This is a genomic window from Micromonospora tulbaghiae, from assembly GCF_900091605.1.
Taxonomy (GTDB): Bacteria; Actinomycetota; Actinomycetes; order Mycobacteriales; family Micromonosporaceae; genus Micromonospora; species Micromonospora tulbaghiae.
On sequence record NZ_FMCQ01000001.1, the window covers coordinates 750136 to 775182 of the forward strand.

General features: G+C 73.8%; 26 protein-coding genes and 1 riboswitch. Of the genes, 12 read left to right on the forward strand and 14 right to left on the reverse strand.

All coding sequences use genetic code 11. From position 1 onward, the window contains the following. Positions 1-144: 144 nt before the first annotated feature. The 7 genes from GA0070562_RS03625 to eccB form a co-directional block, all read right to left on the reverse strand. The gene (locus tag GA0070562_RS03625; RefSeq protein WP_091414795.1) at positions 145-558 is read right to left on the reverse strand and encodes a pyridoxamine 5'-phosphate oxidase family protein; all 414 of its coding nucleotides are present in this window, start codon (positions 556-558) and stop codon (positions 145-147) included. A 31-nt stretch (positions 559-589) separates the two neighbouring features. Further along, positions 590-925, reverse strand: a complete 336-nt coding sequence (locus GA0070562_RS03630) for a YkvA family protein (RefSeq protein ID WP_091414797.1) — start codon at positions 923-925, stop codon at positions 590-592. Between the two features lie 200 nt (positions 926-1125). Further along, positions 1126-1956: a hypothetical protein gene (locus GA0070562_RS03635; RefSeq protein ID WP_091416159.1), complete on the reverse strand. Its 831-nt coding sequence runs from the start codon at positions 1954-1956 to the stop codon at positions 1126-1128. Positions 1957-2113: 157 nt separating this feature from the next. Beyond that, positions 2114-2551, reverse strand: coding sequence for a hypothetical protein (locus tag GA0070562_RS03640; RefSeq protein WP_091414799.1), 438 nt, complete (start codon positions 2549-2551; stop codon positions 2114-2116). A 161-nt stretch (positions 2552-2712) separates the two neighbouring features. Then, positions 2713-3999, reverse strand: a complete 1287-nt coding sequence (locus GA0070562_RS03645) for a WXG100 family type VII secretion target (RefSeq protein ID WP_091414801.1) — start codon at positions 3997-3999, stop codon at positions 2713-2715. Beyond that, positions 3992-4363, reverse strand: coding sequence for a hypothetical protein (locus GA0070562_RS03650; RefSeq protein WP_013283763.1), 372 nt, complete (start codon positions 4361-4363; stop codon positions 3992-3994). The genes GA0070562_RS03645 and GA0070562_RS03650 overlap by 8 nt, the downstream gene beginning before the upstream one ends. A 116-nt stretch (positions 4364-4479) precedes the next feature. Continuing rightward, positions 4480-5949: a type VII secretion protein EccB gene (gene eccB / locus GA0070562_RS03655; protein WP_091414803.1), complete on the reverse strand. Its 1470-nt coding sequence runs from the start codon at positions 5947-5949 to the stop codon at positions 4480-4482. Between the two features lie 162 nt (positions 5950-6111). On the opposite strand from eccB, the gene GA0070562_RS03660 reads away from it, so the two are divergent. After that, entirely contained in the window at positions 6112-7284 is a 1173-nt protein-coding gene (locus tag GA0070562_RS03660; RefSeq protein WP_091414806.1) for a type VII secretion protein EccE, read from the forward strand. Here GA0070562_RS03660 and eccD read toward each other — a convergent pair. Then, a complete protein-coding gene (gene eccD / locus GA0070562_RS03665; protein ID WP_091414808.1) occupies positions 7268-8665 on the reverse strand; it encodes a type VII secretion integral membrane protein EccD in 1398 nt (465 codons plus the stop codon). The two genes, GA0070562_RS03660 and eccD, sit on opposite strands and share 17 nt — an antisense overlap. A gap of 170 nt (positions 8666-8835) precedes the next feature. On the opposite strand from eccD, the gene eccCa reads away from it, so the two are divergent. From eccCa to GA0070562_RS03700, 7 genes are all read left to right on the forward strand, one after another. Then, positions 8836-12801 (forward strand): type VII secretion protein EccCa, encoded by a 3966-nt coding sequence (gene eccCa, locus GA0070562_RS03670; RefSeq protein WP_091414811.1) that lies wholly within the window; start codon positions 8836-8838, stop codon positions 12799-12801. A 72-nt stretch (positions 12802-12873) separates the two neighbouring features. Continuing rightward, the gene (locus GA0070562_RS03675) at positions 12874-13284 is read left to right on the forward strand and encodes a YbaB/EbfC family nucleoid-associated protein (RefSeq protein WP_091414813.1); all 411 of its coding nucleotides are present in this window, start codon (positions 12874-12876) and stop codon (positions 13282-13284) included. An 18-nt stretch (positions 13285-13302) separates the two neighbouring features. Continuing rightward, positions 13303-13596 (forward strand): hypothetical protein, encoded by a 294-nt coding sequence (locus GA0070562_RS03680; RefSeq protein WP_091414816.1) that lies wholly within the window; start codon positions 13303-13305, stop codon positions 13594-13596. 31 nt (positions 13597-13627) lie between these two features. Then, positions 13628-14356 carry a hypothetical protein gene (locus tag GA0070562_RS03685; RefSeq protein WP_091414818.1) on the forward strand — a complete coding sequence of 243 codons (729 nt, stop codon included), beginning with the start codon at positions 13628-13630 and terminating at the stop codon, positions 14354-14356. Between the two features lie 12 nt (positions 14357-14368). After that, positions 14369-14638: a hypothetical protein gene (locus GA0070562_RS03690; protein ID WP_091414820.1), complete on the forward strand. Its 270-nt coding sequence runs from the start codon at positions 14369-14371 to the stop codon at positions 14636-14638. Between the two features lie 213 nt (positions 14639-14851). Further along, entirely contained in the window at positions 14852-15160 is a 309-nt protein-coding gene (locus GA0070562_RS03695) for a WXG100 family type VII secretion target (protein WP_091414823.1), read from the forward strand. Positions 15161-15188: 28 nt separating this feature from the next. Further along, positions 15189-15470, forward strand: coding sequence for a WXG100 family type VII secretion target (locus GA0070562_RS03700; RefSeq protein WP_013283773.1), 282 nt, complete (start codon positions 15189-15191; stop codon positions 15468-15470). 60 nt (positions 15471-15530) lie between these two features. On the opposite strand, the gene mycP is transcribed toward GA0070562_RS03700, so the two are convergent. Both mycP and GA0070562_RS03710 read right to left on the reverse strand, forming a co-directional pair. Beyond that, the gene (mycP, locus tag GA0070562_RS03705) at positions 15531-16769 is read right to left on the reverse strand and encodes a type VII secretion-associated serine protease mycosin (RefSeq protein WP_225853156.1); all 1239 of its coding nucleotides are present in this window, start codon (positions 16767-16769) and stop codon (positions 15531-15533) included. A gap of 57 nt (positions 16770-16826) precedes the next feature. Beyond that, positions 16827-17168, reverse strand: a complete 342-nt coding sequence (locus GA0070562_RS03710) for a helix-turn-helix transcriptional regulator (protein ID WP_091414826.1) — start codon at positions 17166-17168, stop codon at positions 16827-16829. A 166-nt stretch (positions 17169-17334) separates the two neighbouring features. Here GA0070562_RS03710 and GA0070562_RS03715 point away from each other — a divergent pair, with 166 nt between their 5' ends. Continuing rightward, a complete protein-coding gene (locus tag GA0070562_RS03715; RefSeq protein ID WP_091414829.1) occupies positions 17335-17988 on the forward strand; it encodes a carbonic anhydrase in 654 nt (217 codons plus the stop codon). Positions 17989-18048: 60 nt separating this feature from the next. Here the strand turns inward: GA0070562_RS03715 and GA0070562_RS03720 are convergent, their stop codons facing one another. The 4 genes from GA0070562_RS03720 to GA0070562_RS03735 form a co-directional block, all read right to left on the reverse strand. Further along, positions 18049-19077, reverse strand: a complete 1029-nt coding sequence (locus GA0070562_RS03720) for a coiled-coil domain-containing protein (RefSeq protein WP_091414831.1) — start codon at positions 19075-19077, stop codon at positions 18049-18051. Positions 19078-19081: 4 nt separating this feature from the next. Beyond that, positions 19082-19212, reverse strand: a riboswitch (cyclic di-AMP (ydaO/yuaA leader). Positions 19213-19366: 154 nt separating this feature from the next. Then, the gene (locus GA0070562_RS03725) at positions 19367-20641 is read right to left on the reverse strand and encodes a YibE/F family protein (RefSeq protein WP_091414832.1); all 1275 of its coding nucleotides are present in this window, start codon (positions 20639-20641) and stop codon (positions 19367-19369) included. A 163-nt stretch (positions 20642-20804) separates the two neighbouring features. Beyond that, positions 20805-21014, reverse strand: coding sequence for an SHOCT domain-containing protein (locus tag GA0070562_RS03730; protein ID WP_030503502.1), 210 nt, complete (start codon positions 21012-21014; stop codon positions 20805-20807). Between the two features lie 125 nt (positions 21015-21139). Continuing rightward, entirely contained in the window at positions 21140-21439 is a 300-nt protein-coding gene (locus GA0070562_RS03735) for a metal-sensitive transcriptional regulator (protein WP_013283780.1), read from the reverse strand. An 80-nt stretch (positions 21440-21519) separates the two neighbouring features. On the opposite strand from GA0070562_RS03735, the gene GA0070562_RS03740 reads away from it, so the two are divergent. The 3 genes from GA0070562_RS03740 to GA0070562_RS03750 are packed head-to-tail and all read left to right on the forward strand — an operon-like array spanning position 21520 to position 25007. Continuing rightward, entirely contained in the window at positions 21520-21726 is a 207-nt protein-coding gene (locus tag GA0070562_RS03740; RefSeq protein WP_091414834.1) for a heavy-metal-associated domain-containing protein, read from the forward strand. Between the two features lie 36 nt (positions 21727-21762). Beyond that, positions 21763-22734, forward strand: coding sequence for a hypothetical protein (locus tag GA0070562_RS03745; protein ID WP_091414836.1), 972 nt, complete (start codon positions 21763-21765; stop codon positions 22732-22734). Between the two features lie 17 nt (positions 22735-22751). Further along, a complete protein-coding gene (locus GA0070562_RS03750; RefSeq protein ID WP_091414838.1) occupies positions 22752-25007 on the forward strand; it encodes a heavy metal translocating P-type ATPase in 2256 nt (751 codons plus the stop codon). Positions 25008-25047 lie beyond the last annotated feature (40 nt).

A 25047-nucleotide genomic window follows, 5' to 3' on the forward strand; every position in this document is an offset into this window, starting at 1 on the left:
TCGAGGCTCCATTCGGGGGTCGACGGCTCCGTGCGGGAGACGCGGCACCAGGAGTGGCGCTCGGCGTACGGAGTGTTCAACCGCCCTGCCGCGGCGGCCCATTTCCGGGCGTGACCGGGGCCACCGCGGAACCGGACAGACGCCTCAGCCGGGGAGACTTCCCAGGAGCCCGGTCACCGCGATCTCGATGACGACCCGCTCCGGATTCGGTCGTGGCATGCGATACCGCTCGGCGTACCGGCGCTCGGCCTCGGCCACCGACTCCGGGTCCCTGCGCAGCACCGCCCGGCCCTCCACGGTCAGCCACCACCGGCCGTCGACCTGGCACACCGCGACCGGGACGCCGTCCGGTCCGGCCGCCGCGACGTGCCGGGCCTTGGCCGACCCGGCGGAGGTGATCACCCGGGCCAGCCGGGCCGCCGGGTCGAAGGTCACCCCCACGGGTACGACGTGCGGGGTGCCGTCGGCGCGCGGTGTGGTGAGCGTGGCGAGGTGCCGGTCCGCGAAGAAACGGGCCACCCGCTCGTCGTGCGGATCCAACCGGTGCCGTCCCGCCATGTCGTCTCCTCGCTCGCGTACCGGTGACGCCTCAGCGGCGGGGAGCCGCGCCGGGCGGCAACGTCGCCACCGGGGACTCCCCGGCGGCCCGCTGCTCGGCGCGGTGCTTGGCGACCAGCCGGCCCAGGTAGAACAGCGCGCCGGCCAGCACGCCCATGTCGTCCAGATAGATCGGGTCGGGCAGCAGATCCACCGGCAGGATCGTGTAGATCAGCGCGCCGTAGAACGCGACCTTGCCGCCGGCTCCGAGCGCGCCGAGCATGCGGCGGGTGCGGACCACCCGGATGGCGAGCAGCACCGCCCCGGCCAGCATGGCCGCCGCGAGGACGGCGGCGAGGACGACCAGCACCCAGGATTCACGGGACACGCCACCACGCTAGCCGAGCCGGGCCCGCCACGCCCGGCGGTCGTCCCCGCCGCGAGGGGCGTCCGCCCCGTGGCCGGGTCGCGGCCGGGGCGACATCCCGTCACGCCGCTGCCCGGCGACGCCCGTCAGACCGCTGTCGGGTGACGACCCCGTCGGGCCGCGCCGGGGGCGCCGCCCCCGTAGAGCCGCTGCCGGCGTCCTCAGGTCGCCACGGCAGCCCGGCCGCGCGCCACCGGCGGCAGCTCGCGGGTGACGTCGGTGCCCGTCCCGGCCGGCAGTTCCCGGGTGGTCTCCGGGCCGGCGAAGCCCACGATGGAGAGCGCGGTCTGCGGCTCGGCGACCGGGTGCAGCGCCGCGAACGCCTCGTCGCGCAGGCTCTGCGCCGCCGCCGCGGCCAGCTCGGCTGCCTGCCAGGCGGCCTGCTCCCGCTGCGTGGCGGCCCGGTGCCGTGCCGCCATGTTGTCCCGGACCAGCCGGCGCAGCAGCAGTTCCTGCTCCACCGGGTGCCGGCTCGGGTCCCAGCCGTTACCGCCGAGGATGTCGCTGAGCTGCCGCACCGTGATCTCGTCGCGCCACTGGGCGTCCATCGCGGCCCGGTGCAGCCAGCGCTCCCGGTCGGCGTACTCGGCCGGGGTCTTGGCGGTCCGGGGCAGCGGCAGCGCCGCGGCGGCGGTCAGGCGCCGGACGTCCTCCTCGGCCCCCTGGTACGCCTGCCAGGCCACCTCCGCGTCCTCCTGGGCGGTCAGCCACTCCGTCCGGCTCCGCTCGGCGGTCGCCGCCGCGCGGGCGGCCGCCACCGCCACCTCGTCGGCGTACCGGTTCCGCTCCCGGTCCTGTACGCGAGCCCGCTCGGCTCGTTCGATGCTGCTCGGCCGGGCGGCGTCGCTGATCCGGTCGACCAGTTCCGAACGGAACCGGGACGGGCGGACGATCAGCGCGGCGACCACGGTCGCGGCCACGGCGAGCAGGACCAGCCAGATCACGGCGGCCGCCGGCATGTCGGGCAGGACGGTGGAGAAGACGGTCTGCATCACCAGCACCTCAAGGTGGAACGAAGGACGATCAACGGTTGTGGCCCGGACATCCGGGCGGGTGCGCGTCGTGACTTCAGACGCGACGGGACGCGCGGCAGGGCGCGGGGCGTGCGGCCCGTGGGACCGCTCCGGGGCGTACCGGAAGGACGCGCGGTCAGGCGCGCGGCGGACCGCGACGGGCGATGTCCGCCCGGCCGGGTTCGGCGGCGGCGACGACCTCGACGCCGGGAACGGGCCCGGCGGCGTCGGCGGAGGGGGTGGCAGTGACGGCCGGGCCGGTGCCGGGGCCGGTTGTCCGCAGCGCGGCGGTCGGGGCGTCGGCCGCGGTGAGTTCGGCGGAACGCGTGGCGGCGGTCGTGACCGCCTGCCGCGTCGCGACGTGCTCGACGGCGGCGACGTGCTTGATCGCCGCGACGTGCTCAGTCGTGACGGCGTGCGCGGCGATGGTGGCGTGCGAGGCCGCGGCGGCGTGGGCGGGTGTGGCGGCGATGCCCTGGAAACCGGCGATCAGCACCAGGCTGGCCACGGCCGTGCGGGCGATCCGGCGCAGCGTCGCCGTCCAGGTGGACGGGGCGAACGCTACGGGCAGCACCGTTTCAACCTATCGGTCGGCGGAGGATCTCGCAGCTCAAGGATCTTGCGGTTTACGTGAGCCGCCCCACGGGTCGGTGTGGACGGAGGCCCACGCAGGGCCCGACGCGCGACGGCGCGGCACCCCTGCCGGGGGCGCCGCGCCGTCGTGTGGATGCCGTGTCAGTTGCCGCCGAGCACCGGCGGCGGGGCGGCGTCGCCGTCGCCCCAGACCATCTCGTCCTCGGTGAGCCAGGTCAGCCGGCCGTCGGACTCGTCGTCGCCCTGGCCGCCGCGCCCGCCCAGCACACCGCCGCGGCCGGCCATCGCGGGCCGCCCGGTGGCACCGCCGGCGCGCTCGGCGGACTTGCTCCCGGCGTCGACGACGAGGCCACGGCCGGAGGTGAGACGGCCCGTGCCGGCGGCGGAGCGGTTGTCCGCGCCGGGCATGCCGCCGAGGCGAGCCGCCGACGCCGAGTTGGCGCCGGTGCCGGCCAGCGAGCCGGTGCTCAGGACGCCGGGGGCGCCGTAGAGCCCGCCACCGGGTCCGCCGGCGCTCATCGTCGTCGGGCCGGCGCCGCCGGGACCGAAGCCAGGGCCGCCGCCGATCGTCGGGCCGCCGACGGTGCTGGTCAGCGGAGCGGCACCGGCGAGTGAGGTGCCGGTCGGGTCGACGGTGCCGCCGGCCGGCACCGAACCCGGAGCGCCGGCGCCCGGTTGGCCGCCCGGAGTGCCGGCACCCGGCGTGGCCCCGCCCGGCGTGCCGCCGGTCGGGGCCGTGTGGTGCACGCCCGACGTGGTGGCGGTGGCGTTCGCGCCCGGGCCGAAGCTGCCCAGGCTCGGGCCGGACGACGGCGTCTTCACCGACGGGCCGTTCTGCAGCGTCGGGTCACCGTTGCCGGTGTGGCCGGGCAGCTCGGTCTCCGGCGGCTCCGGTACGACGATCCGGCCGTACGCCGAGAAGTCGTAGCCCTCGGCGAGCTTCGCCACGACCTGCACCATCCGCTGGTGCGCCTTCTCCTGCTCGGCCTTGTCCTGCTGGTGGCCGACGATCCCGCCGATCACCGCGCCGGGGGCGCCGCCGAGCAGGAAGCCCTTGCCGGCGCCGGAGAGCAGCTTGTCGTTGTCGTCGGTCTTCTCCGGGCTCTCCGCCTTGGTCTGCGCGGCCCGCAGCTCGCTGGACATCATGTCGAGGCCCTGCCGGATGCCGGTCATGCCCTCGGCGAGGTTGCCGGAGTAGTGCACCACCATGTCGAGCCGCCTGGTGAACTCGCGCGCGGCGTCGCCCGTCCAGCTCTTGGACAGCGCCTCCAGGTCGGCGGTGAGGTCGCGGCTGAGGTCGTCGAGCGTGCCCTTGAGGGAGGTCCACTGGGCGCTGAGCGCCTCGATCTGCCTCGGGTCGCCGGCGTTGACGCCCTGGTAGAGCTCTTCGTGACTGACGTGCTCGTAGCGCCGGGTGTACTCAGACACGCGGGTCCTCCTTCGGCTGCTTCATCGCCTCGTTCAGCCCCGAGAGGGCGGCGGCGATGTCGGCCGCGGCGGCGGCGTTGCGGGCCTCGGCGGTCTTGTAGTTCGTCATGATCTTGTGGGTCGCCTCGCGGGCGGCCAGGATCGCCCGACGCAGCCGGTCGACGTGGTTGACGTAGCTCTGGTGCGTCTCGGAGTAGCGACGTGCGTTGTCGGTCGCGTCGGTGAACGTGCCGAGCGCCGGCGGGCGGCACTGCATCTGGGTGTTGAGCTTGCGCAACACCGACTCCGCCTCGTGCAGGCGCCGCTCAAGTCGCTGGTGAAAGTCCTCCAGGGACAGTACGTCTACTGTCGTGCGCCCCGTCATGGCTGCATCCCCGTAGTCATCGTCGATAACCGTTCGCCGTACTCAGGTTAGTCGAAGCGAGCCAACCCGGGCGACCCGTGACGGAGATCCTCCACTTCGGATCGGCCGAGAGTCGGTCAACCGCCCTGGACCTGCGCCGCCCCGCCACCGGCCGAGGGCGTCGCGGTGGCCCCCGGCGGCGTCGACGCATCGAAGTAGGTCATCGCGTCCTCGCGGGACAGCGTCGGGCCGGTCGGCACCAGCGCCAGCAGCGAGGCGGGTACGGCGAGCGGCGTCACGTCGCCGTACCCGAGCGCGCTCCTCGCGTCGCCCCCGGCGGTGCCGAGCGGATAGCGGATGCCCTGGGCGGTGATCAGGTAGACCGTCGAGCCGGCCGCCGCCTTGCCGCTCTCCCCGGCCGTGGCCTGCACCAGCACGCCCTTGCCGCCGGGCAGCAGCACGCTCTCGGCGGTGCGTACCGCGTCCCGGGCGCCCTGCCGGGCCGGCATCGCGGTCGCCGAGGTCAGCTCGGCCGGCGGGGAGTCGAAGACCTCCAGCGTGGTGGTCGGCGGCTGACCGGCCGGGCCGGGGCGGTAGGTGGCGCAGAGCACCGTCCGCCCCGGGCGGACCTCGTGCAGCGTCGGCAGCCGGGCCGGCAGGCCGTCCGCGTCCAGGCGCTGGTCGGTGAGGAGCCGGCCCGCCTCGTCCGGAGTGATCTGCGTCACCTCGCCACCGCTGCCGAGCAGCAGCAGCGCGGTGACCTCGCGGACGGTCGCCAGGCCCTGCCGGGTGAGCACGTAGTACTGGCCGGCGGCCTGGTAGACCTGGCCGATCCGGGCCGGCCGGTCGGCCACTGTGAGCCCGCTCGCGCTGCCGTCCCCGGCGATCGCCGGCTTGCGCAGCACCGGCCCGACCGGCACCGCGTTCAGCAGCTGCTGCCCGACGGTCAGGTTCGTCGCGCCGGCCATCTTCAACGCCACCAGTGCCTGCTCGTCGCCGGCGACCCGCAGCCGGGAACCGCCGGTGAGCAGGTAACGGGCGTCGCTGGTCCGCACCACCACGGCCCGGTCGGTGAGTGCCGTGCCGCCGGGCAGCGCCCGGTCGATCACCAGGTGCGTGGTGGAGCGCTGCGGGTCGTTCGGGTCCGGCACGTCGCACACCGACCAGGGGAGCCCGACCAGTGACTTTCGATCGGGCAGGTCGTCCGGGGCGCCCACGATGCCGACCAGCCGCCCGCGCGGACGGTCCTTAATCGACGCCTGGGACATGGTGCGTGGCTGCGCCGCGGCGTCGTTGACGATCAGCCGCGCCGAGGCGTAGTTGAGCGTCGGGCGCAGCACCTCGTCCTCGCCGAAGTAGTACGTCGCGCCGGTCTCCCGCTCGATCACCAGCGTGTTCGGCTCCAGCGGCGCGGAGTTGCTGGTGAGCTGCCCGTACGCGCCCACGCCGCCGAGCACCACGGCCGCCGCGATGACGCTGCCGAACACCGCCATGCCGAGGCGGCGCATCGGCAGTTCGTTGGTCTCCGGATCACCGGAGAGCAGCGCCGAGACGATGCGGCGGGTGACGAAGCGGTACGCCTGCACCTGATCGCGGCGGGTCCGCATGACTAACCTCCGGCGGGGGTGGGTCCACGGCGACAGGTCCGAACGGCGCCGCGGGCTTCCCTACGATAAGGGGCCGTCGGGGGTGCGCCGGACCCCGTCCGCCGCCCGAACGGCCGCACCCGCCCGGCGGATGCCCAGGATGTCCAGAAGGGACGCACACCGATGACGCAGCTCCAGGCGCCACCCGGTCGTACCGCCACCGTTCCCGCCGCACCGCCGGACCGGCCGGTCACCCCGGCCGACAAGCGCCGCCGGGGACGGCTCGGCCCGGTCGTGGTCGGGCAGCTCGTGGTGGTGGAGTGCGCCGCGCTCGCCGTCTGGTTCGCCACTGCCGGCCCGGCCTGGCTGATCGCTGCGGTCGGCGTGCCGGCGCTGCTGGCGGTGGCGGCGGCGTTCGCGCGCCGGGGCGGCCGCTGGTGGTACGAGGATCTGATGCTCCGCCGCCGGCTGCGCCGGCGCCGCGACCGGGCCCGGGGCGCGGAGCCCGGTGGTGACCCGAGGCTGGCCGCGCTCGCCCCGGAGCTGACCGTGGTGGAGCTGACCGAGCGCGGCACCCGGCTCGGCATCGGGCAGGACGACCGGGGCTGGTTCGCCGCGCTGGCGCTGACCGGCCGTCCCGGCGCGCCCGCCGGCTCGATCGAGGCGGCGGTGGTGGACCGCGCGCTCGCGGTGCTCGCCGACTTCTCCGGCCCGGTCACCCAGACCCAGGTCGTCTCGCACACCCTGGTCTGGTACCCGGCGCCCGGCGCGCCGCCGTCGGCCTACCGGACCGTGTGGGTGGCGCTGCGTTTGTCGGTGTCCGACGCGCGGGCCGAGGCGGTGAGCCGGGGCGGCGGCCTGCGCGGCGTGCACCGCACGGTGGCGGCCGGGGTGGGCCGGGTCGGCAAGGCGCTCAACGCCGCCGGCCTCGGTCACCGGGTGCTCGACCGGAACGAGCTGCACGCGGCCGTGGTGTCCGGGGCCGGGCTCGACCTGGCGCCGGAGTCCCCGGTGGAGACGTGGACCAGCCTGCGCGGGGGCGGCTGGACGCAGCGCTGCCTGGCCCTGCGGGTACGCCCCAACGGTTCGCTCGGCGCACTCGTGGACGCGGTCACGGCCACCTCCGCGCCCTCGCACACGGTCGCCGCGGTGGTGCTCCCGGGCGGGCGGCGGGTGCCGCCGCTGCTGCGGGTGGCAGCCATGGACGGGCACGCCGAGGCGCTGGTGAAGGCGGTCCGGGAGATGGCCCGGCGCGCGGGCGTGCCGGCCCGCCCGCTGGACGGCCAGCACGGCCCCGGCGTCTACGCCACCGCGCCGGTCGGCACCGCGATGGGGACCGTCACGGTCGAAGGTTGACGATCCAGCCGTACGCGCCGCAGACCCAGACGGCCAGCGGCACCAGCGCGATGATCAGCAGGATCTCGACGATGTCCAGGGTCCGGCCCCAGACCGGGGAGATCCGCTTGCCGGCCACGGTCAGGCCGTAGACGAGGCTGATCACGGCCAGCACGGCCAGGCCGCCCAGGATCAGCCCGAGCCGTACCGCCAGCGAGCCGGCGGCGAACGTGGCGGCGGCGACCAGCCCCAGGCCGACGGTGCCGGACAGCAGCACCGGCGTGCGCTGGGCGCGGCTGAGGAACGGGCGTGCCCGCAGCAGCGACAGCAGCGCCAGCACCAGGCAGAGCAGGACCGCCGGGAGCCGGCCGTTCCCGGCCAGCACCACCTCGCCGCCGAGCACCAGCAGCGAGACGGTCCAGAGCAGACCGGTGAGGAACGCGTCGGCGCGCTCGCTGTTGCGCAGCACCGACGGCCCGTCCACCGACTCGGTGTCGGTCTTGAGGTCGTCCGGGCCGGTGGGGATGGACGGCACCGGCAGCCGGGCCAGGCGGTAGGCGAGCATCGGCAGCGCGGGCAGCGCGCCGAACGCGACCGTCGCGACCACCGCCGCCGAGGCCGCCGCGCCGATGTCGAAGGCCAGGCTGAGCACCGCGCCGAGGCCGACCGCCGCGCCCACGCCCACCGCGCCGAGGAACAGCGGCAGGCGGTCACCGACGGCGAGCGCGGCGATCGCGCCGAAGACCACCACGGCGGTGCCGGCGAGCAGGACGTGCGGACTGGCCAGCTCGCCGAGCGTCCGGTCCCCGGCGAGCACCAGCAGGCCGCCGACGCCCGCGTAACCGACCCCCACCAGGGCCAGCACCGCGCCGGTGCGGCTGTCGCCGGCGGCGCGGGACAGCACCGCGGCGCCGACCAGCAGTGCCACCGCGACCACGAACGCGGCGGCCGCGCCCGGTAGCTGCGGCGGGCCGGTCAGCAGGGTCGCCACCGCGCCCGCGGCGAGCGCCGAGGCGGCGAGCAGGACCGCGAACACCCGCGTGGTGCCGACCTGCCAGGCGCCCGCCCGCTGGGTGGTGGAGGTGGCGACCGCGTCCACCACGTCGTCGAAGACGATCTCGGGGGCGGTCGCGGCACGCGGGTTGAAGTAGAGCACCTCGCCGTCGCGTACGCCGAGCTGCGCCGCGGTCCGGCCGCCGTCGAGCGGCTGACCGCCGAGCCGGGACAGGGCCCAGCCGCCGTGCCGCACGCCCTCGTCGGCCAGGTCCTCGCCGGCGTACCGCAGCAGCGTGGGAAGCAGGTCGGCGAGCGGCACGTCGGACGGCAGCGCCAGATCCATCCTGGTACGCGGCGCCACGATGGTGATCCGGCTCAGCCCACCGGTCGCCGTCTTCGTCGCCACAGTGGCCTCCTCGTGCTCGCATACGATCCGCTGGGCCGTCGGCGTCGCCCCCTACGGGTCCACGACGCCACCGGGAGATTACCTACGATGGCGGTCGCACAGGTTGCCCACCCGACGCTCACCGGCGGTGGCAGACCACGATCAGGGCCACTTCTGGGGAGGGGAGAGCCGTGAGTACGGTGGTGTTCCGCCGACTTCCGCGTCAACCGGGGCCCGCGCTGCCGCGCGGCGAGGTGCTGCTGGAGTCCCCGCCCGAGCTGCCGGAGCCGCAGGCCAAGGGCATGGGCCAGGTGCTGATGATCCTGCCGATGCTCTGCGGCGTCGGCGCGATGGCGTTCCTCTACGCCGGCCGGGGCGGCGGCATGATGACGTACGTCGCGGGTGGGCTGTTCGGCGTGTCCATGTTGGGCATGGCGATCGGTACGCTCGGCAACGGCGGCAAGGACAAGGCCGAGCTGAACGCCGAGCGGCGCGACTACATGCGCTATCTCGCGCAGATGCGCAAGCGCACCCGGCGGGCCGCCGAGCAGCAGCGCGCCGCGATGACGTGGCGGCACCCGGAGCCGGACGCGCTCTGGTCGATCGCCGCATCCCGCCGGCTCTGGGAGCGGCGGATCACCGAGGACGACTTCGGCGAGGTGCGGATCGCGCTCGGCCCGCAGCGGCTGGCCGTGGAGATCGTGCCGCCGGAGACCAAGCCGGTGGAGGACCTGGAACCGATGAGCGCGATCGCGCTGCGCCGGTTCGTCCGGGCCCACTCCAACGTGCCGGACCTGCCGACCGCGCTGTCGCTGCGCGCGTTCAGCCGGATCGCCCTGCGCGGCGACCGGGAGCCGGTGCTCGACCTGGCCCGGGCCGCGCTGGGCCAGCTGGTCACGTTCCACGCCCCGGAGGATCTCCTGGTGGTCGTGGTGGCCGCGCCGGACCGGCAGGCGGCCTGGGACTGGGTGAAGTGGCTGCCGCACGCCCAGCACCCGGGGCGTACGGACGCGGCGGGCGCGCGCCGGATGGTGTTCGCCGCGCTGGACGAGGCGGAGACCGCGCTGGCCCAGGACCTGGGCGGACGGCCCCGGTTCGCGCCGGAGGCGAAGCCGCTGACCACCGCGCCGCACGTGGTGGTGGTGCTGGACGGCGGCGAGGTCTCGGCGACCTGCGCGCTGACCGGGCCGGGCCTGCTCGGCACGACCGTGTTCGACCTGTCCGGCGCGGTCCCGCGCGACGCCGGCCGCTGGCTGCTCTGCCTGGACGCCGGGGACGGCACCGGGCTCGACCTGGTCCGCGGCACCGCCACGTCGCGGCTCGGCCGGCCGGACCGGCTGTCCCTGAGCGCGGCCGAGGGGCTGGCCCGGCAGATCGCCCCGTTCCGGCTCTCCCAGCAGCAGGGCGCGAGCACCGACGAGCCGCTGGCCCGCAGCATGGAGCTGCCCGACCTGCTCGGCGTGGGCGACGCGGCCACTGTGGACACCCGGCAGACCTGGCGTCCGCGCAGCCACCGCGACCGGCTGCGCATCCCGCTCGGCCTGGGACCGGACGGCAACGTGGTGGAGCTGGACTTCAAGGAGTCCGCGCACGAGGGCATGGGCCCGCACGGCCTGGTGATCGGCGCGACCGGTTCCGGCAAGAGCGAACTGCTGCGTACGGTGGTCGCGGCGCTCGCGGTGACGCACTCGTCGGAGGAGCTGAACTTCGTCCTGGTCGACTTCAAGGGCGGCGCCACCTTCGCCTCGCTGGACGCGTTGCCGCACACCAGCGCGGTGATCACCAACCTCTCGGACGAGCTGCCGCTGGTCGACCGCATGCGGGACGCGCTGGCCGGTGAGATGAACCGCCGGCAGGAGGTGCTGCGCGCGGCGGGCAACTACGTCTCCCGGTACGACTACGAGAAGGCGCGGGCCGCCGGTGAGCCGCTGGAGCCGATGCCCAGCCTGCTGATCATCTGTGACGAGTTCTCCGAGCTGCTGGCCGCCAAGCCGGACTTCATCGACCTGTTCGTGATGATCGGCCGCCTCGGCCGGTCGCTCGGCGTGCATCTGCTGCTCGCCTCGCAGCGGCTGGAGGAGGGCAAGCTGCGCGGCCTGGACACGCACCTGTCGTACCGGATCGGTCTGCGCACGTTCTCGGCCGTGGAGAGCCGGATCGTGCTCGGCGTGCCGGACGCGTACGAGCTGCCCAGCGCGCCCGGTCACGGCTACCTGAAGACGGACACCGCGACGATGCTGCGGTTCCGCGCCGCGTACGTGTCCGGCCCGTACCGGGCGCCGGGGCAGGTGCAGCGCTCCACCCGGGCACAGGTGCAGCGCCGGATCGTCCCGTACGGCATCGACTACGTGCCGGCACCGGCGCTGCCGAGCCCGGCGGAGGCCACGCCGGAGCCGGAGCAGTCCGGCGACGGCAAGGCGGTCGCGATGCTGGACGTGCTGATCGACCAGCTCAAGGGCCGGGGCAAGCCGGCGCACCAGGTGTGGCTGCCGCCGCTGGCCGAGCCGTCCGGGCTGGCCGAGCTGCTGCCCAAGCTGAGCGTGCACCCGACGTACGGCCTGACCACCGCCGACTGGCCGGGCCGCGGCCGGCTCGCCGTGCCGGTCGGCATCGTGGACCGGCCGTACGAGCAGCGCCGCGACCCGATGATGGTCGACCTGGCCGGGGCCGGCGGCAACGTGGTGATCGTCGGGGCTTCGCTGAGCGGCAAGAGCACCATGCTGCGCTCGATGCTGGCCTCGCTGGCGCTCACCCACACGCCGCGCGAGGCGCAGTTCTTCTGCCTCGACTTCGGCGGCGGCGCGCTGCGCAGCCTGGACGGGCTGCCGCACACCTCGGGTGTCGCGGGCCGGCGGGACGTCGAGGCGGTCCGGCGGACGGTGGCCGAGGTGGTCGCCGTGATCGACGAGCGGGAGAACCGGTTCACCCAGCACGGCATCGACTCGGTGGCGAGCTACCGGCGCCGCCGGGCGGCCGGTGAGTTCGCCGACGACCCGTTCGGTGACGTCTTCCTCGTGGTGGACGGCTGGAACACGCTGCGCCAGGAGTACGAGGAGCTGGAGCAGACGATCACGAACCTGGCGAACCGGGGCCTCGGCTTCGGCGTCCACGTGGTGATCACGGCGGTGCGCTGGGCGGAGATCCGGATCAACATGCGGGACCTGCTCGGCACCAAGCTGGAGCTGCGGCTCGGTGACCCGTCCGAGTCGGAGATCGACCGGCGGGCCGCGCAGAACGTGCCGGTGGGCGCGCCCGGCCGCGGCCTGACCCGGGACAAGCTGCACTTCCTGACCGCGATCTCGCGGATCGACGGCAAGCGTGACATCGAGGACCTGACCGAGGCGTCGGTGGCGCTCGCCGGTCACGTCGCGGCGAACTGGCCGGGGCAGCCGGCGCCGAAGGTGCGGCTGCTGCCGCGCAAGCTGACCGTCACCGAGCTGGCGAAGGTGGTCGACCGGTCCGCCCCGGGTATCCCGATCGGCGTCAACGAGTCGGCGCTCGCCCCGGTCTACCTGGACCTGGCCGGCGAGCCGCACCTGACCGTGTTCGGCGACGCCGAGTGCGGCAAGACGAACCTGCTGCGGCTGATCGCCCGGGGGATCGCCGAGCGGTACACCCCGGCCCAGGCGCGGCTGGTCATCGCCGACTACCGGCGTGGCCTGCTGGGCGCGGTCGAGGGTGACCACCTGCTCGACTACGCGCCGTCGAACCAGGTGTTCAGCCAGGGGCTCGGCTCGATCCGCAGCGCGCTCCAGAACCGGCTGCCCGGCCCGGACGTGACCACCGCGCAGCTGCGCGACCGGAGCTGGTGGAAGGGCCCGGACCTGTACATCCTGGTGGACGACTACGACCTGGTCGCCTCCGGCGGCAGCAACCCGCTGAGCGCGCTGCACGAGCTGCTGCCGCAGGCGCGGGACATCGGCCTGCACCTGATCATCACGCGCCGGGTCGGCGGTGTGGCCCGGGCGCTGTACGAGCCGGTGCTGCAACGCCTGCGCGAGCTGGACTCGCCGGGTCTGCTGATGTCCGGCAGCCGGGAGGAGGGTGCGGTCTTCGGCAACCTGCGGCCGACCCCGCAGCCGCCGGGCCGGGGCACACTCGTCCGTCGCCGCGACGGTCAGCAGCTGATCCAGACCGCGTGGACGGAACCGGCCTGACGGGACGGACGGCGGGCGGCCGGGTCCGGTAGCGTCGGGCCGATCGATCGTCGCGAGTGGAGAGGGGCGCAGGTGAGCAGCCCGTCGGGTTTCGGTGCGGCCATGGAGGGCCTGCTGCGGCAGGCGCAGGAACAGCAGCGCCGGCTGGCCGATCTCCAGCGGCAGCGCGCCGAGCTGCGGGTGACCGGGGACAGCCCGGACGGGCTGGTGCGGGTGACGGTGGACGGCGACATGAAGGTCGGCGACATCGAGCTGAACGCGCGGGCGATGCGGCTGGACAGCTTCTCCCTGGCCGAGGCGATGCAGGCGGCGATCGACGCGGCCTACGCGGCCTTCGAGGAGCGCCAGCGCGAGATGCTGAGTGAGATGCTCGGCGACTCCGAGATGGTCCGCCGGGCGCAGGACGGCACGCTGACCCCGGAGGACTGGTTCCGTCAGTTCGGGGTGGACGTGTCCGACCCGACCCGCAACCTGCGGCGCTGAGCGAGAGGGAGGCCGGCGATGCCGAACACCGTCGACGTCGACGCGATCCGGAAGGCGGGTCGGATGCTCGACGCCCCGGACGGCCCGATCCAATACCTGCGCAACGTCGAGACGTTGCTGGGCGAGGTCAAGCTGCCCGGCGGCGCGCTGAGCTGGTTCGGCACCGGCGCGGTGGAGCGGCACAACGCGGCTGTGGACGGGCACCTGGACAACGTCCGTACCGGCGTGGAGCATCTGCGCAGGGCCGCCGCGCAGCTCGAACAGAGCGCGAAGAACTGGGAGAGGTCGGATCAGCCCTGGGTGGTCAAGTGACCGGCCGGGTCCGCGACGGGAAGGACGCCTGATGCCACCGGAGATCCTCATCGCCAACGCCTCGGGGACGGTGACCGGCACCGTGACGGTCGCCGAGACCACGGCTCCGGTCCGGTCGGCGGCGGCCGTCGCCAAGGGCAACCTGGTCTGGATCGTCGCCTCGGCGGCGCTGATCGGCGCGATCCTCTACCTGGAGTCGTTCGACAACCAGCAGGTCAACGAGTCGATCAAGAAGTGGGACGAGGCCGCCCGCCTGCTCGGCGCGGACCAGTTCGGCGCGGCCATGGCGGCGGTTCCGCCGGACGCGGCGGAGTGGGACTTCGACGACCGGGACGCGTTCGACCTGTTCCTCCGCAAGCTCGGCGCGGAGATCAACTCGCTGGCCGAGGCGTTCGCCGCCAACCGGGACACGCTCACCGCCGCCCGGGATGCCTACAACGACGCGATCTCCGGGCTGGCCCAGGCGCTCATGCCGATCCTGGTCGCGGTGATCGCCTCGATCGCGCTCCAGTTCTTTCCCGCCACCACCGCGCTGGCCCAGGCCATCGGCATCGTCGGGCTGACCGCCACCGCCGCCGTCCTGGTCCTGGTCTTCGGCGAGATCAGCGCGCTGCTGCACGCGCTGCTGGCCGCCTTCCACACCGACAACCGGTTCACCTTCGCCGCGGACTCCCGCCCCGGCTGGGCGCCGACCGGCTCGGACCCGGACATCAAGGACATCAAGATCGACTGGGTGCGGGACGCCAAGTTCTACGGGTGACGGGAGCGACGCATGGACACCCTGCTCTTCTCGCTGTTGCTGTACGTCCTGCTGACCATCCCGGTCTTCGTTGTCCTGATGCTGTTCGCCGCGCTGACCCGCTCGGCGCGGCTGCGGCGGGCCGCCGAGGTGGTGTCGCTGAGCACCTGCGCGGCGCTGCTGGTGCTGTCGTTCCAGCGCGCGTTCGAGAAGCCGATGCTGTGGGCCGTTGTGGTGCTGCTGGTCGCGGTGCTGGTCTTCGGCGTGTCGACGATCGTCAAATCGTCGCGCGAACGATCCTGAGCTCAGAAGGACCGTCCAACTCGTACGGAGAATGCCGGATCGCGTTGTCGATTCGGGGCTGTCGGAATACGACGATGGGACAGGCAGGGCTGCGCGGGTTGGACATCGTCCGCTACGGTTCGGATGAAGTGTCCGTCGGTGGGGTGTGCACGCCTTGCCGCGGGGGAGGGCGCGGCGGAACCGCCGCCACAAGATGACGGAAGGGTGTGAAGCATGGCGTTCGAGGTCAGTGCAGCGACTCTGCACACCGCCGCGAGTGACGTGCGGTCCACGCGCAGCGATGTCGACGGCGAGCTCAAGAAGCTGTGGAACGTGGTCGACGACCTGGCGATGGCCTGGAAGGGCCAGGCGTCCACGGGCTTCCAGAGCCTGATGACTCGCTGGAACGAGGACACTACGAAGCTGCTGACCGCGATGGACAACATCGCGGACCTGCTCGACAAGTCGGGCACCACGCACCAGGTCAACGACGAAGAGCAGCAGCAGATGCTGGACAAGTTCCACTCTGCTCTCAACCCGTGATCCGCGAAGACAGGCAGAGGAGGAATCGATGAGCATCAAGGTTGATTACGCTGTTCTGGAGAGCAGCAACCAGCAGATGCAGGCCATCTCGCGGACCATCGACGAGAAGCTGGACACGCTGCGGGCGATGCTGACCAAGCTCGAGTGGGAGGGCCAGGACCGGGCCGCCTACCAGCAGCACCAGGCCCAGTGGGACGCCGCCGTGCGGGACATCAACAAGGTCCTGAACGAGATCGGTGGTGCCGTGGGCATCGCGCGCGAGAACTACATGACCACGGAGATGAGCAACTCCAAGGTCTGGGGCAACTGACCTCGGACCGGTCCACAGCGGCTCCGCTCCGGCTCGTGCCGGGCGGAGCCGTCGTGTTTGTCAGGCGTCCTGCGGGACGTCGCGCCGGCCGGGACGCCACCCGCGCCGGCGTCCGCGTACCAGGATCGGGCGCAGTGTCAGCAGGACGCCGGCCAGCAGCGCGCCGACGACAGCGACCCAGATCGCGACGGTGCGCTGCCAGGCCAGCGGGTCGGCCGGCGGCGCCGGTGGCGGCATCGCGCCCAGCGGCGGGTCGTTCCGGGTGCCCAGCAGGCTGGTGACCGCCCGGTACGGGTTGACCATCCCGTAGCCGACGTCGGCGTTGTGCCCGTCGGGCGGGTTGTCCGCGGTACGGGTCAGCCGGTAGGCGACCTCGTCGGCGCTGATGTCCGGGTGTGCGGCCCGCACCAGCGCGGCCACCCCGGAGACGTACGCGGTGGCGAAGCTCGTCCCGCCCTGCGGCTCGGCCCGGTATCCCGGTCCCTGCGGCGCGGGCCCGACGATGTTCAGGCCGGGTCCGGCGATGTCCACATAGTCCCCGCTGACCGAGCTGCCGACGTGCCCGCCCTGCTCGTCGATCCCGGCGACGGCGACGACACCGTCGTACGCCGCCGGATAGGCCGGCCGGTCCTCCCGGTTCTCCTGCCGGTTGCCGGCGGAGGCGACGACCACCACGTCCTTGCCGAGCGCGTACTGCACCGCGGACTTCAGCGCCGGGTCGTCGAGCGTGACCAGGGACAGGTTGATCACGTCGGCGTCGTGGTCGACCGCCCAGCGGATCGCCTTGCCGATCTCGGCCGGCACGTCCGGGTCGAAGTTCTCCTTGTTCTCGGCCAGCACCCGCAGCGGCAGGATCTTCGCCTCCGGCGCGATGCCGGTGTACGGCGAGCCGGTGCCCTCCCGGCCGGCGATGATGCCCGCGACCATGGTGCCGTGGCCGACCAGGTCGCACTGCCCCTTCAGGCGTACGAGCTGGTTGAAGTCCTCACCCGGCAGCACCCGTCCGCGCAGCAGGGGATGGGTGGGCGAGACCCCGGAGTCGATCACGGCGATGGTGATCCCCGCGCCCTTGCCCAGCCGCCACGCGGCGGCCGGGTCGAGGCGGCTCAGCGCCCAGGGCACCTCGGTGGGCGCGGGACCGCCGCCCGGGCCGCACTTCGGGGCGGCCTGCGCGGGCGCGGGCACCGCCAGCGCGCCGCCGAGCAGGGCGGTCACCGCTGCTCCGGAGAGGACGGACCTGATCCGGTGTCCGGCCCGGACGCGTCCCGTGGTCGCGCCCGGCCGCAAGCTGTCGCGCACGCGCTGAGATTACCCGCCGCACCCGCCCGCGCGCGGCACACGTGTGCCCGGCCCGGGTCACCTGTCGGCGGTGGCGTCCCCGGCCGGCTCGGCGGCGAAGAGGGCGAGCAGGGCGCCGACCTGCTGGTCGGCCTCGGCCGGGTGCCGGAAACGGCCCTTCGGGTTGATCGTGTACTCGTTGCGCCGTCCCACCCGTGTACGCCGCAGGTAGCCCCCGGCCTCCAGGTCGGCGACGATGGCCTGGGCCGCCCGTTCGGTCACGCCGACCTCGTCGGCCACGTCGCGCAGCCGGGCGGTGGGGTTGCGCGCGATAGCCAGCAGCACATGGCCGTGGTTGGTGAGGAAGGTCCAGTTACGGCGGCTCCCGTCCTCAACTGGTGTGGTCGCCATGGTGGCCATGCTATGGCCACCGCCGCCCTCGGCCGAATCGGCGCGGGCCGAGGCGAGCGGCAACGGGAAAGTATGAAATGCGTATCACGAATCTTGACGGGCCCCGAGGTGCGTGTGACCGTGGGTCGCGAGGCCGTTAGGCCTGGTGGTTCCCCAGGTAGACGAGGTGAGGAACATGACGCCGAGCACCCCGGAGCAGGCACTGGCCGAACTGCGTGCCGGTAACCACCGGTTCGTCACCGGAGCCCCGCAGCATCCGAACCAGGACGCCGGGCACCGGACGGCGGTCGCCGACGGTCAGCATCCCTTCGCGGTGATCGTCGGCTGCTCCGACTCGCGGCTCGCCGCCGAGATCATCTTCGATCGCGGTCTCGGTGACCTCTTCGTGGTGCGTACGGCCGGGCACACCGCCGGGCCGGAGGTGCTCGGCAGCGTCGAGTACGCCGTCACCGTGCTCGGCACGCCGCTCGTGGTGGTGCTCGGGCACGACTCGTGCGGCGCGGTCCAGGCCGCCCGCGAGGGGTTCCGGACCGGCGCCGCCCTGGTCGGGCACCTGGGCGCGGTGGTGGACGCGGTCTCGCCCAGCCTGCTGCGCGCCTCCCGCCAGGGCGTCGACGACCTCGACGGCATCATCGACGTGCACATCGCGCAGACCGTCGAGACGCTGCTGGCCCGCTCCGCCGTGCTGGCCGAGCGGGTGGCGGCCGGGCGGTGCACGGTGGTGGGCATGTCGTACCGGCTCGCCGGCGGCGAGGTGCGGACCGTGGCGCAGGCCCCGGCTCCGCTGCCCGCTCCGGCGGCGCCCGCCGACCCGGCGCTGGCCGGCTGACCGGTAGGGAAGACGAAAAAGGGGGCCGCCCGAGGACGGCCCCCTTTCGCTGTGTCCCGGTCAGAGCAGCGACATGTGGACGTGGTCGGTGTGGTTCGACGGTCCGCTGTACGAACTCCAGCCGGTGGCCGGGAACCAGATCTGCCGGTTCCAGATGACGTAGTAGATGCCCAGCCGGTCGGCGTTGCGGATGAGGAAGGCGGCGACCTCGTTGCCGTACCGGCGGGTGTCGTTGTTGTGCCAGGGCGCGAAGCCGCTGTTCTGGAGCGACCAGTCGCACGCCTTGCCCTTGGGGTGCTCCCACGGCCCGCCGGACCGGTAGCAGCCCACGAAGCGCTTGAAGCCCGCGCGCCGGACCTCCTTGTACGCGTGCAGCGTGCGCGGGGTGACGCAGCCCGAGGTGGTCGGGTCGTCCTCGCTGCACGACTCGGCCTTCCATCCGCCGTCGGCGGTGCGGCCGGGGGCGATCTTGGCGACCGGTGAGGTGGCGGAGACCAGGCCGCCGGTGAAGCCGAGACCGCCGACGAGCTTCAGCGCGCGCTCGGCCTGCACCTTCTCGCGCTCCATCGCGTTCTTCTGCTTCTCCTGCTCGCGCACCTCGGCGTCGAGCGCGATCTTGGCCTGCTCGGCGCGGGTCTTGACCGCGTTGATGGCGGCCAGGCGCTGCGCGTTGAGGAGGTTCAGCTCGTCCAGGGCGTTGACCCGGCGGACGAACGAGTCGGGCGAGTTGCTCTCCAGCAGCATCGCCATGGCGCCCATCCGGCCGGTCCGGTAGGACTGGGCGGCGAGCTGGTTGACCTGAGGGCTGAGCGCTTCGAGTTCGGCCTGTGCCGTCTTCACCTCGGCCGCCAGCCGCCGCTGGCGGTCCTGCGACTTGGCGAGCTTCGCCTTGGCCTGGAGGAAGTTCCGGTTGGCGGCGTCGATCGCCTCGGTGATGAGTGGCGGTTCGCCGTCCTCCTCGTGTCCCGAGGGAGTGCCGGGGGCCGCCGCGGTGGGGGCCGCGGTCGCCGGGGTCGGCCCGGCCAGCACGGCCAGCGAGGCCAGCACGGCCACCACGGGTGTCAGCCAGCGGCGCAGGGGTGCCGTCACAGTGTTCCCTTCCGTCGGCCGCCGACCGGGTTAGCTGACGGGTTCGGGACGGAAGTGGCCCCTACCGCTGTTGCGGATTCACCCCATGTACCTGGTTCCCCGGCTCGCCCGCGGGCGATTGGGCGGCGGCACCGCTGGCGCCGGTGCGCGCCTTCGGCGGTGACCGGCAGCGAGGTTACCTGACAGCACTCCTGAGGATCTACGTCCGGAAGCCGACCAATAGCGAGATTTCGCCGTGGCGCACCGTGACCAGCGTCGCGTTTGAAATCGATGGTCACGCTGCGGAGTGTCACCATGCGGCCTCCGTACTCTTCCCGCCGCCGAGCGCCTCCAGCGCGTCGTCCCGTCCGGCCGGCGGTCGGGCCGCGGGCGCCGCCGGCTCCGCGCCGCGCGAGCGCCGTCCGGCGGTCGTCACGATCGCGGCCAGTCCGGTCGTCAGCGGTACGGCGGCGATCAGGCCGAGCGTGGCCACCGCGCTGCGGACGATCTCCTGGGCGAGGAACTCGCTCGTCAGGATCTCGCTCACCGGGCGGGAGTCCGCGACCAGTAGGAGCAGCAGCGGCAGCGAGGCACCCGCGTACGCCAGCACGATGGTGTTGACGGTGGACGCGATGTGGGCCCGGCCGACCCGGGTGGCCGCCCGGTAGAGCTGCCGCCGGGACAGCCCCGGGTTGGCGTGCGCCAGTTCGGTGACGGTGGCCGCCTGGGTGACTGTGACGTCGTCCAGCACGCCCAGCGAGCCGATGATGATGCCGGCCAGCAGCAGGCCGTGCAGGTCCACGTCGCCCTGGAACATGGACAGCGTGGTGGCGTCCTCGCTGCCGAATCCGGTCAGGTGGGTGGCGGACGTGGCGAGCAGGCCGAGCACGCCGGTGACCACCAGGCTGCCGAGCGTGCCGAGCACCGCCACCGACGTCTGCGCCGTGATCCCGTGGGTCAGGTAGAGCACCACGAACATGATCAACGCGGCGCCCACGATCGCCACCAGCAGCGGGGGCTGGCCGGCGCCGATGCCCGGCAGCACGAAGCCGAGCAGGATGGCGAAGCTGGCCACCAGGCCGCCGAGCGCGGCGAGCCCGCGCCAGCGGCCGAACGCCACGATCGCGGCGGCGAAGAGCACCATCAGCCAGATCAGCGGCGTACCGCGCTGGTGTTCGGCGATGTTGTAGGACTTCACCGCCGGATCGGCGGGGTCGGTCAGCTCGACCAGGACGACCTCGTCGCCGACCGCGACCCGGGGCGCGCCCGGCCCGGCCGGGATCGGCGTCTCGACCTGCCGGCCCGCGTCCGGGCCCTGCTCGGCGGTGACGGTCACCGTGCCGCAGGGCCCACCTCCACCGTCCGGGGCCTCCGGGGTCGGGGGGCAGGGCTCGGTGACCACCCGGGTCACGGTGCCGTGGTAGCGGGGGACGTCCGCACCGCCGACCGGCTCCCGGTCCTGCCGGGGCCAGAGCACCAGCGCCGCGATCACGGTGATCACGAACAGCGGCACCACCACGGCGACGAGCAGCCGTCGTACGCCCGGCGGCGTGGGTGGTGCGGGGTGGGTGTGGTCGGCACCCATGGCGTCTCTCCCAACGGTCGCGGCGACGCCTGGTCCGCCGGGCCGGTCTGGTCACCCGGCCGGCGCGGACGTGTCGTCCACGTCCGGGGCGTCGCCCGGCCATGGTAGGCAGCCCGGCCGGGCGCTCCCGGACACCGTGGCCGGTGACGCGCGCCCGCGCGGATCAGGCCAGGCCCGCCCGGCGTCGCCGGTACTCGTCCTCGTCGATCTCGCCGCGGGCGTACCGCTCGTCGAGGATGCGCCGGGCCGTCGTCGGGCCCAGGTACTGCGGGCCGGTCCACCGCACGGCCGCCCAGACGAGCCCCGCCAGCACCGCGAGCACCAGCAGGGACCAGATCCACATCCAGCCCATCATCGGGCTCTGCCACATCATCGGGCCGCCCTCCGTCCGTCACCGCGGGTCCGCCGGTCCGGCCTGCCCGCCACTTCGACGGTACGTCCGCCCGGTCGCGTCGGCGCGGGTCGATGTGCCCTGCTCCGAGGGTCGGAGGTCCCCGCTCAGCCGCGCTTCATCAGGCGGCCGACGGCGGCCATCATCTCGGTCGCCATCTCGTCGGCCCGGCCCTCGGCGGCGCCCTCGTGCATGCAGTGCCGGGCGTGGCCGTCGAGCAGGCCCAGGCCGACCTTGTCCAGCGCCGCCTGGATGGCCGAGATCTGGGTCAGCACGTCGATGCAGTAGCGGTCGTCCTCGACCATCTTCTCGATGCCACGGACCTGGCCCTCGATTCGGCGGAGCCGGGCGAGGAGTTGGTCCTTGCTGGCGGTGTAGCCCCGGGTCGGGCTGGACGGCGCGGTCATGAAACCGAGGATACCGTACCCCTCGGGGGTATGCTAACGTTCGAGACGTACCCCTAGGGGGTATCAGATCGGAGGGCGAGATGGAGACCACCTACCAGGTGAACGGCATGACCTGCGGGCACTGCGTCAACTCGGTGAGCACCGAGCTGAGCGCGCTACCGGGCGTCACCGACGTCCAGGTCGACCTGGCCGGCGGCCGGGTCACCGTCACCAGTCAGAACCCGCTGGACGCGAACGCGGTCCGCGCGGCGGTCGACGAGGCCGGCTACGACCTCGTCGGTACGTGACGGGTCCGACGGACCCGCAGAAACCGAGGAGACACCATGAACACGGCGACGAAGCTCAGCGGCTTCGCCCTCGGCCTCGTGGCGGTGTTCGGCGCGGCGTACGGGATCGGCAACCTGGCCGATCCCGTCGCCCCGGCCGCCGAGACCCGCCACGACGACAGCGACAGCGACCACGGGGCCGGCGACACCGGCCACGGTGACGAGAGCGGCGCCTCCGCGCACCTGCCCGGCGGGCTGCTCGTCTCCGAACGCGGCTACACGTTCCAGCCCGCCGCCGCCCCGGCCGGGCAGTTCGCCTTCCGGATCACCGGCCCGGACGGCGCTCCGGTCACCCGCTTCGAGGTGGCCCACGACAAGCGCATGCACCTGATCGTCGCCCGCCGGGACCTCTCCGGGTTCCGGCACGTCCACCCGGAGATGACCGGCGACGGCACCTGGCGGGTCGCCTCGCCGCTGCACGGCCCCGGCGTCTGGCGGGCCTTCGCCGACTTCACCCCGGAAGGCGCGGAGCCGCTGACCCTCGGCCTGGACGTCACGGTCCCCGGCGAGCTGGCCGCCCGGCCGCTGCCGACGCCGGTGACCAGCACCACAGTCGACGGCTACACGGTCACGCTGACCGGCACGCCGGAGCCGGGCCGCACCAGCCGGCTCACTCTCTCCGTCAGCCGCGACGGGCAGCCGGTCACCGACCTTCAGCCCTACCTCGGCGCGTACGGGCACCTGGTGGCGCTGCGGCAGGGCGACCTGGCGTACCTGCACGTGCACCCGGAGGGCATGCCCGGCGACGGGCGCACACCGGCCGGTCCGGCGGTCACGTTCGCCGCCGAGGTGCCCTCGGCCGGGGCGTACCGTCTGTACCTGGACTTCCGGCACGGCGACGCGGTGCACACCGCCGAGTTCACCGTCCTGGCCGGCGACCGGACCGCGCCGGTGCCCACCGCGCCGGCATCCACCACCGCACCGACCCCGGACGCCGGACACGGCACCCCGGGGCACGGGCACAGTTGAGCGCCGGAGGTGCCGCGATGACTGCCACGGGAAAGGCGCTGCCCACCGCGCCGAACCTGATCGAACTGGCCATCGGCGGGATGACCTGCGCGTCCTGCGCCGCCCGGATCGAGAAGAAGCTCAACCGGATGGACGGCGTCGAGGCGACCGTGAACTACGCCACCGAGAAGGCCACCGTCCGGTACGCCGACGACATCGCGCCGGCCGACCTGATCGCCACCGTCGAGAAGACCGGTTACACGGCAGTGGTGCCGCCGCCGCCCGAGCAGGCGGAGACGGCCCCGGCCGGGCAGCCGGTGGACGCGCTGCGCACCGCGCGTACCCGGCTCTGGGTCTCCGCCGTGCTCACCCTGCCGGTGATCGTGCTCGCCATGGTTCCGGCCTGGCAGTTCGACTACTGGCAGTGGGCCTCCCTCACCCTTGCCGCCCCGGTGGTGGTCTGGGGTGGGCTGCCGTTCCACCGCGCCGCGCTGGTCAACCTGCGGCACGGTGCGGCCACCATGGACACGCTCGTCTCGCTCGGCACGCTGGCCGCGTTCGGCTGGTCGCTCTGGGCGCTGTTCCTCGGCGACGCCGGCATGCCCGGGATGAAGCACCCGTTCAGCTTCGACATCACCCGCGGCGACGGCGCCGGCAACATCTACCTGGAGGCCGCCGCCGGGGTGACCGTGTTCATCCTGGCCGGGCGGTACTTCGAGGCCCGCTCCAAGCGCACCGCCGGGTCGGCGCTGCGCGCCCTGCTCGAACTCGGCGCCAAGGACGTGGCGGTGCTGCGCGGCGGGCAGGAGACCCGGATCCCGGTCGGCCGGCTCGCGGTCGACGACCGGTTCGTGGTCCGGCCCGGCGAGAAGGTCGCCACCGACGGCGTGGTCGAGGAGGGCACGTCGGCGGTCGACGCCAGCATGCTCACCGGCGAGTCGGTGCCGGTCGAGGTGGGTCCGGGCGACGCCGTGGTCGGCGCGACTGTGAACGCCGGCGGCCGGCTGGTGGTCCGTGCCACCCGGGTCGGCGGCGACACCCAGCTCGCCCAGATGGCGCGGCTGGTGGAGCAGGCGCAGACCGGCAAGGCGGCGGTGCAGCGGCTCGCCGACCGGATCTCCGGTGTCTTCGTGCCGATCGTGATCGCGCTGGCCGCCGCCACGCTCGGATGGTGGCTCGGCACCGGCTCCGGGCCGACCGCCGCGTTCACCGCCGCGGTGGCCGTACTGATCATCGCCTGCCCGTGCGCGCTCGGCCTGGCCACCCCGACCGCGCTGCTCGTCGGCACCGGGCGCGGTGCGCAGCTCGGTGTGCTGATCAAGGGACCGGAGGTGCTGGAGTCCACCCGCCGGGTCGACACCGTGGTGCTGGACAAGACCGGCACCGTCACCACCGGCCGGATGGCGCTGGCCGAGGTGCTGCCCGCCGACGGCGAGGACGCCGCCGAACTGCTCCGGGTGGCCGGCGCGCTGGAAGCCGCCTCCGAGCACCCGATCGCGCGGGCCGTCGCCGAAGCCGCGGCCGAGGCCGGGGCGCTGCCTCCGGTCGGTGAGTTCGCCAACGCCGAGGGGTTGGGCGTGACCGGCACCGTCGACGGCCGGACCGTGGTGGTCGGCCGGGCCCGGCTGCTGCGAGAGCGGGGTCTCTTCGTACCCGAGGAGGTCGCGCGGGCCGCGACCGGCGCGGAGGCGGCGGGCCGGACGGCGATCCTGGCCGGCTGGGACGGGCGGGCCCGGGGCGTGCTCGCGGTGGCCGACGCGGTGAAACCGACCAGTCGGGCGGCGGTCGCCCGGCTGCGTGAGCTGGGCCTGAAGCCGGTGCTGCTCACCGGTGACAACACCACTGTGGCGAAGGCGGTGGCGGCCGAGGTCGGCATCGACGAGGTGATCGCGGAAGTGCTGCCCGCCGAGAAGGTCGCGGTGATCGAGCGGCTCCAGGGCGAGGGCCGGGTGGTCGCCATGGTCGGCGACGGGGTGAACGACGCCGCCGCGCTGGCCCGGGCCGACCTCGGGCTGGCCATGGGCACCGGCACAGACGCGGCCATCGAGGCCGCCGACCTGACGCTGGTCCGGGGCGACCTGATGGTCGCGGCGGACGCCATCCGGCTCTCCCGGCGGACGCTGGCGATCATCAAGGGCAACCTGTTCTGGGCGTTCGCCTACAACGTCGCGGCGCTGCCGCTGGCGGCGGCCGGGCTGCTCAACCCGATGCTCGCCGGGGCGGCGATGGCGTTCTCGTCGGTCTTCGTGGTGGGCAACAGCCTCCGGCTGCGGCGCTTTCGCCCGATCGGGTGAGGGGATTGAGCGGACGGCCTCCGGGGTAACCAGTTGTCGA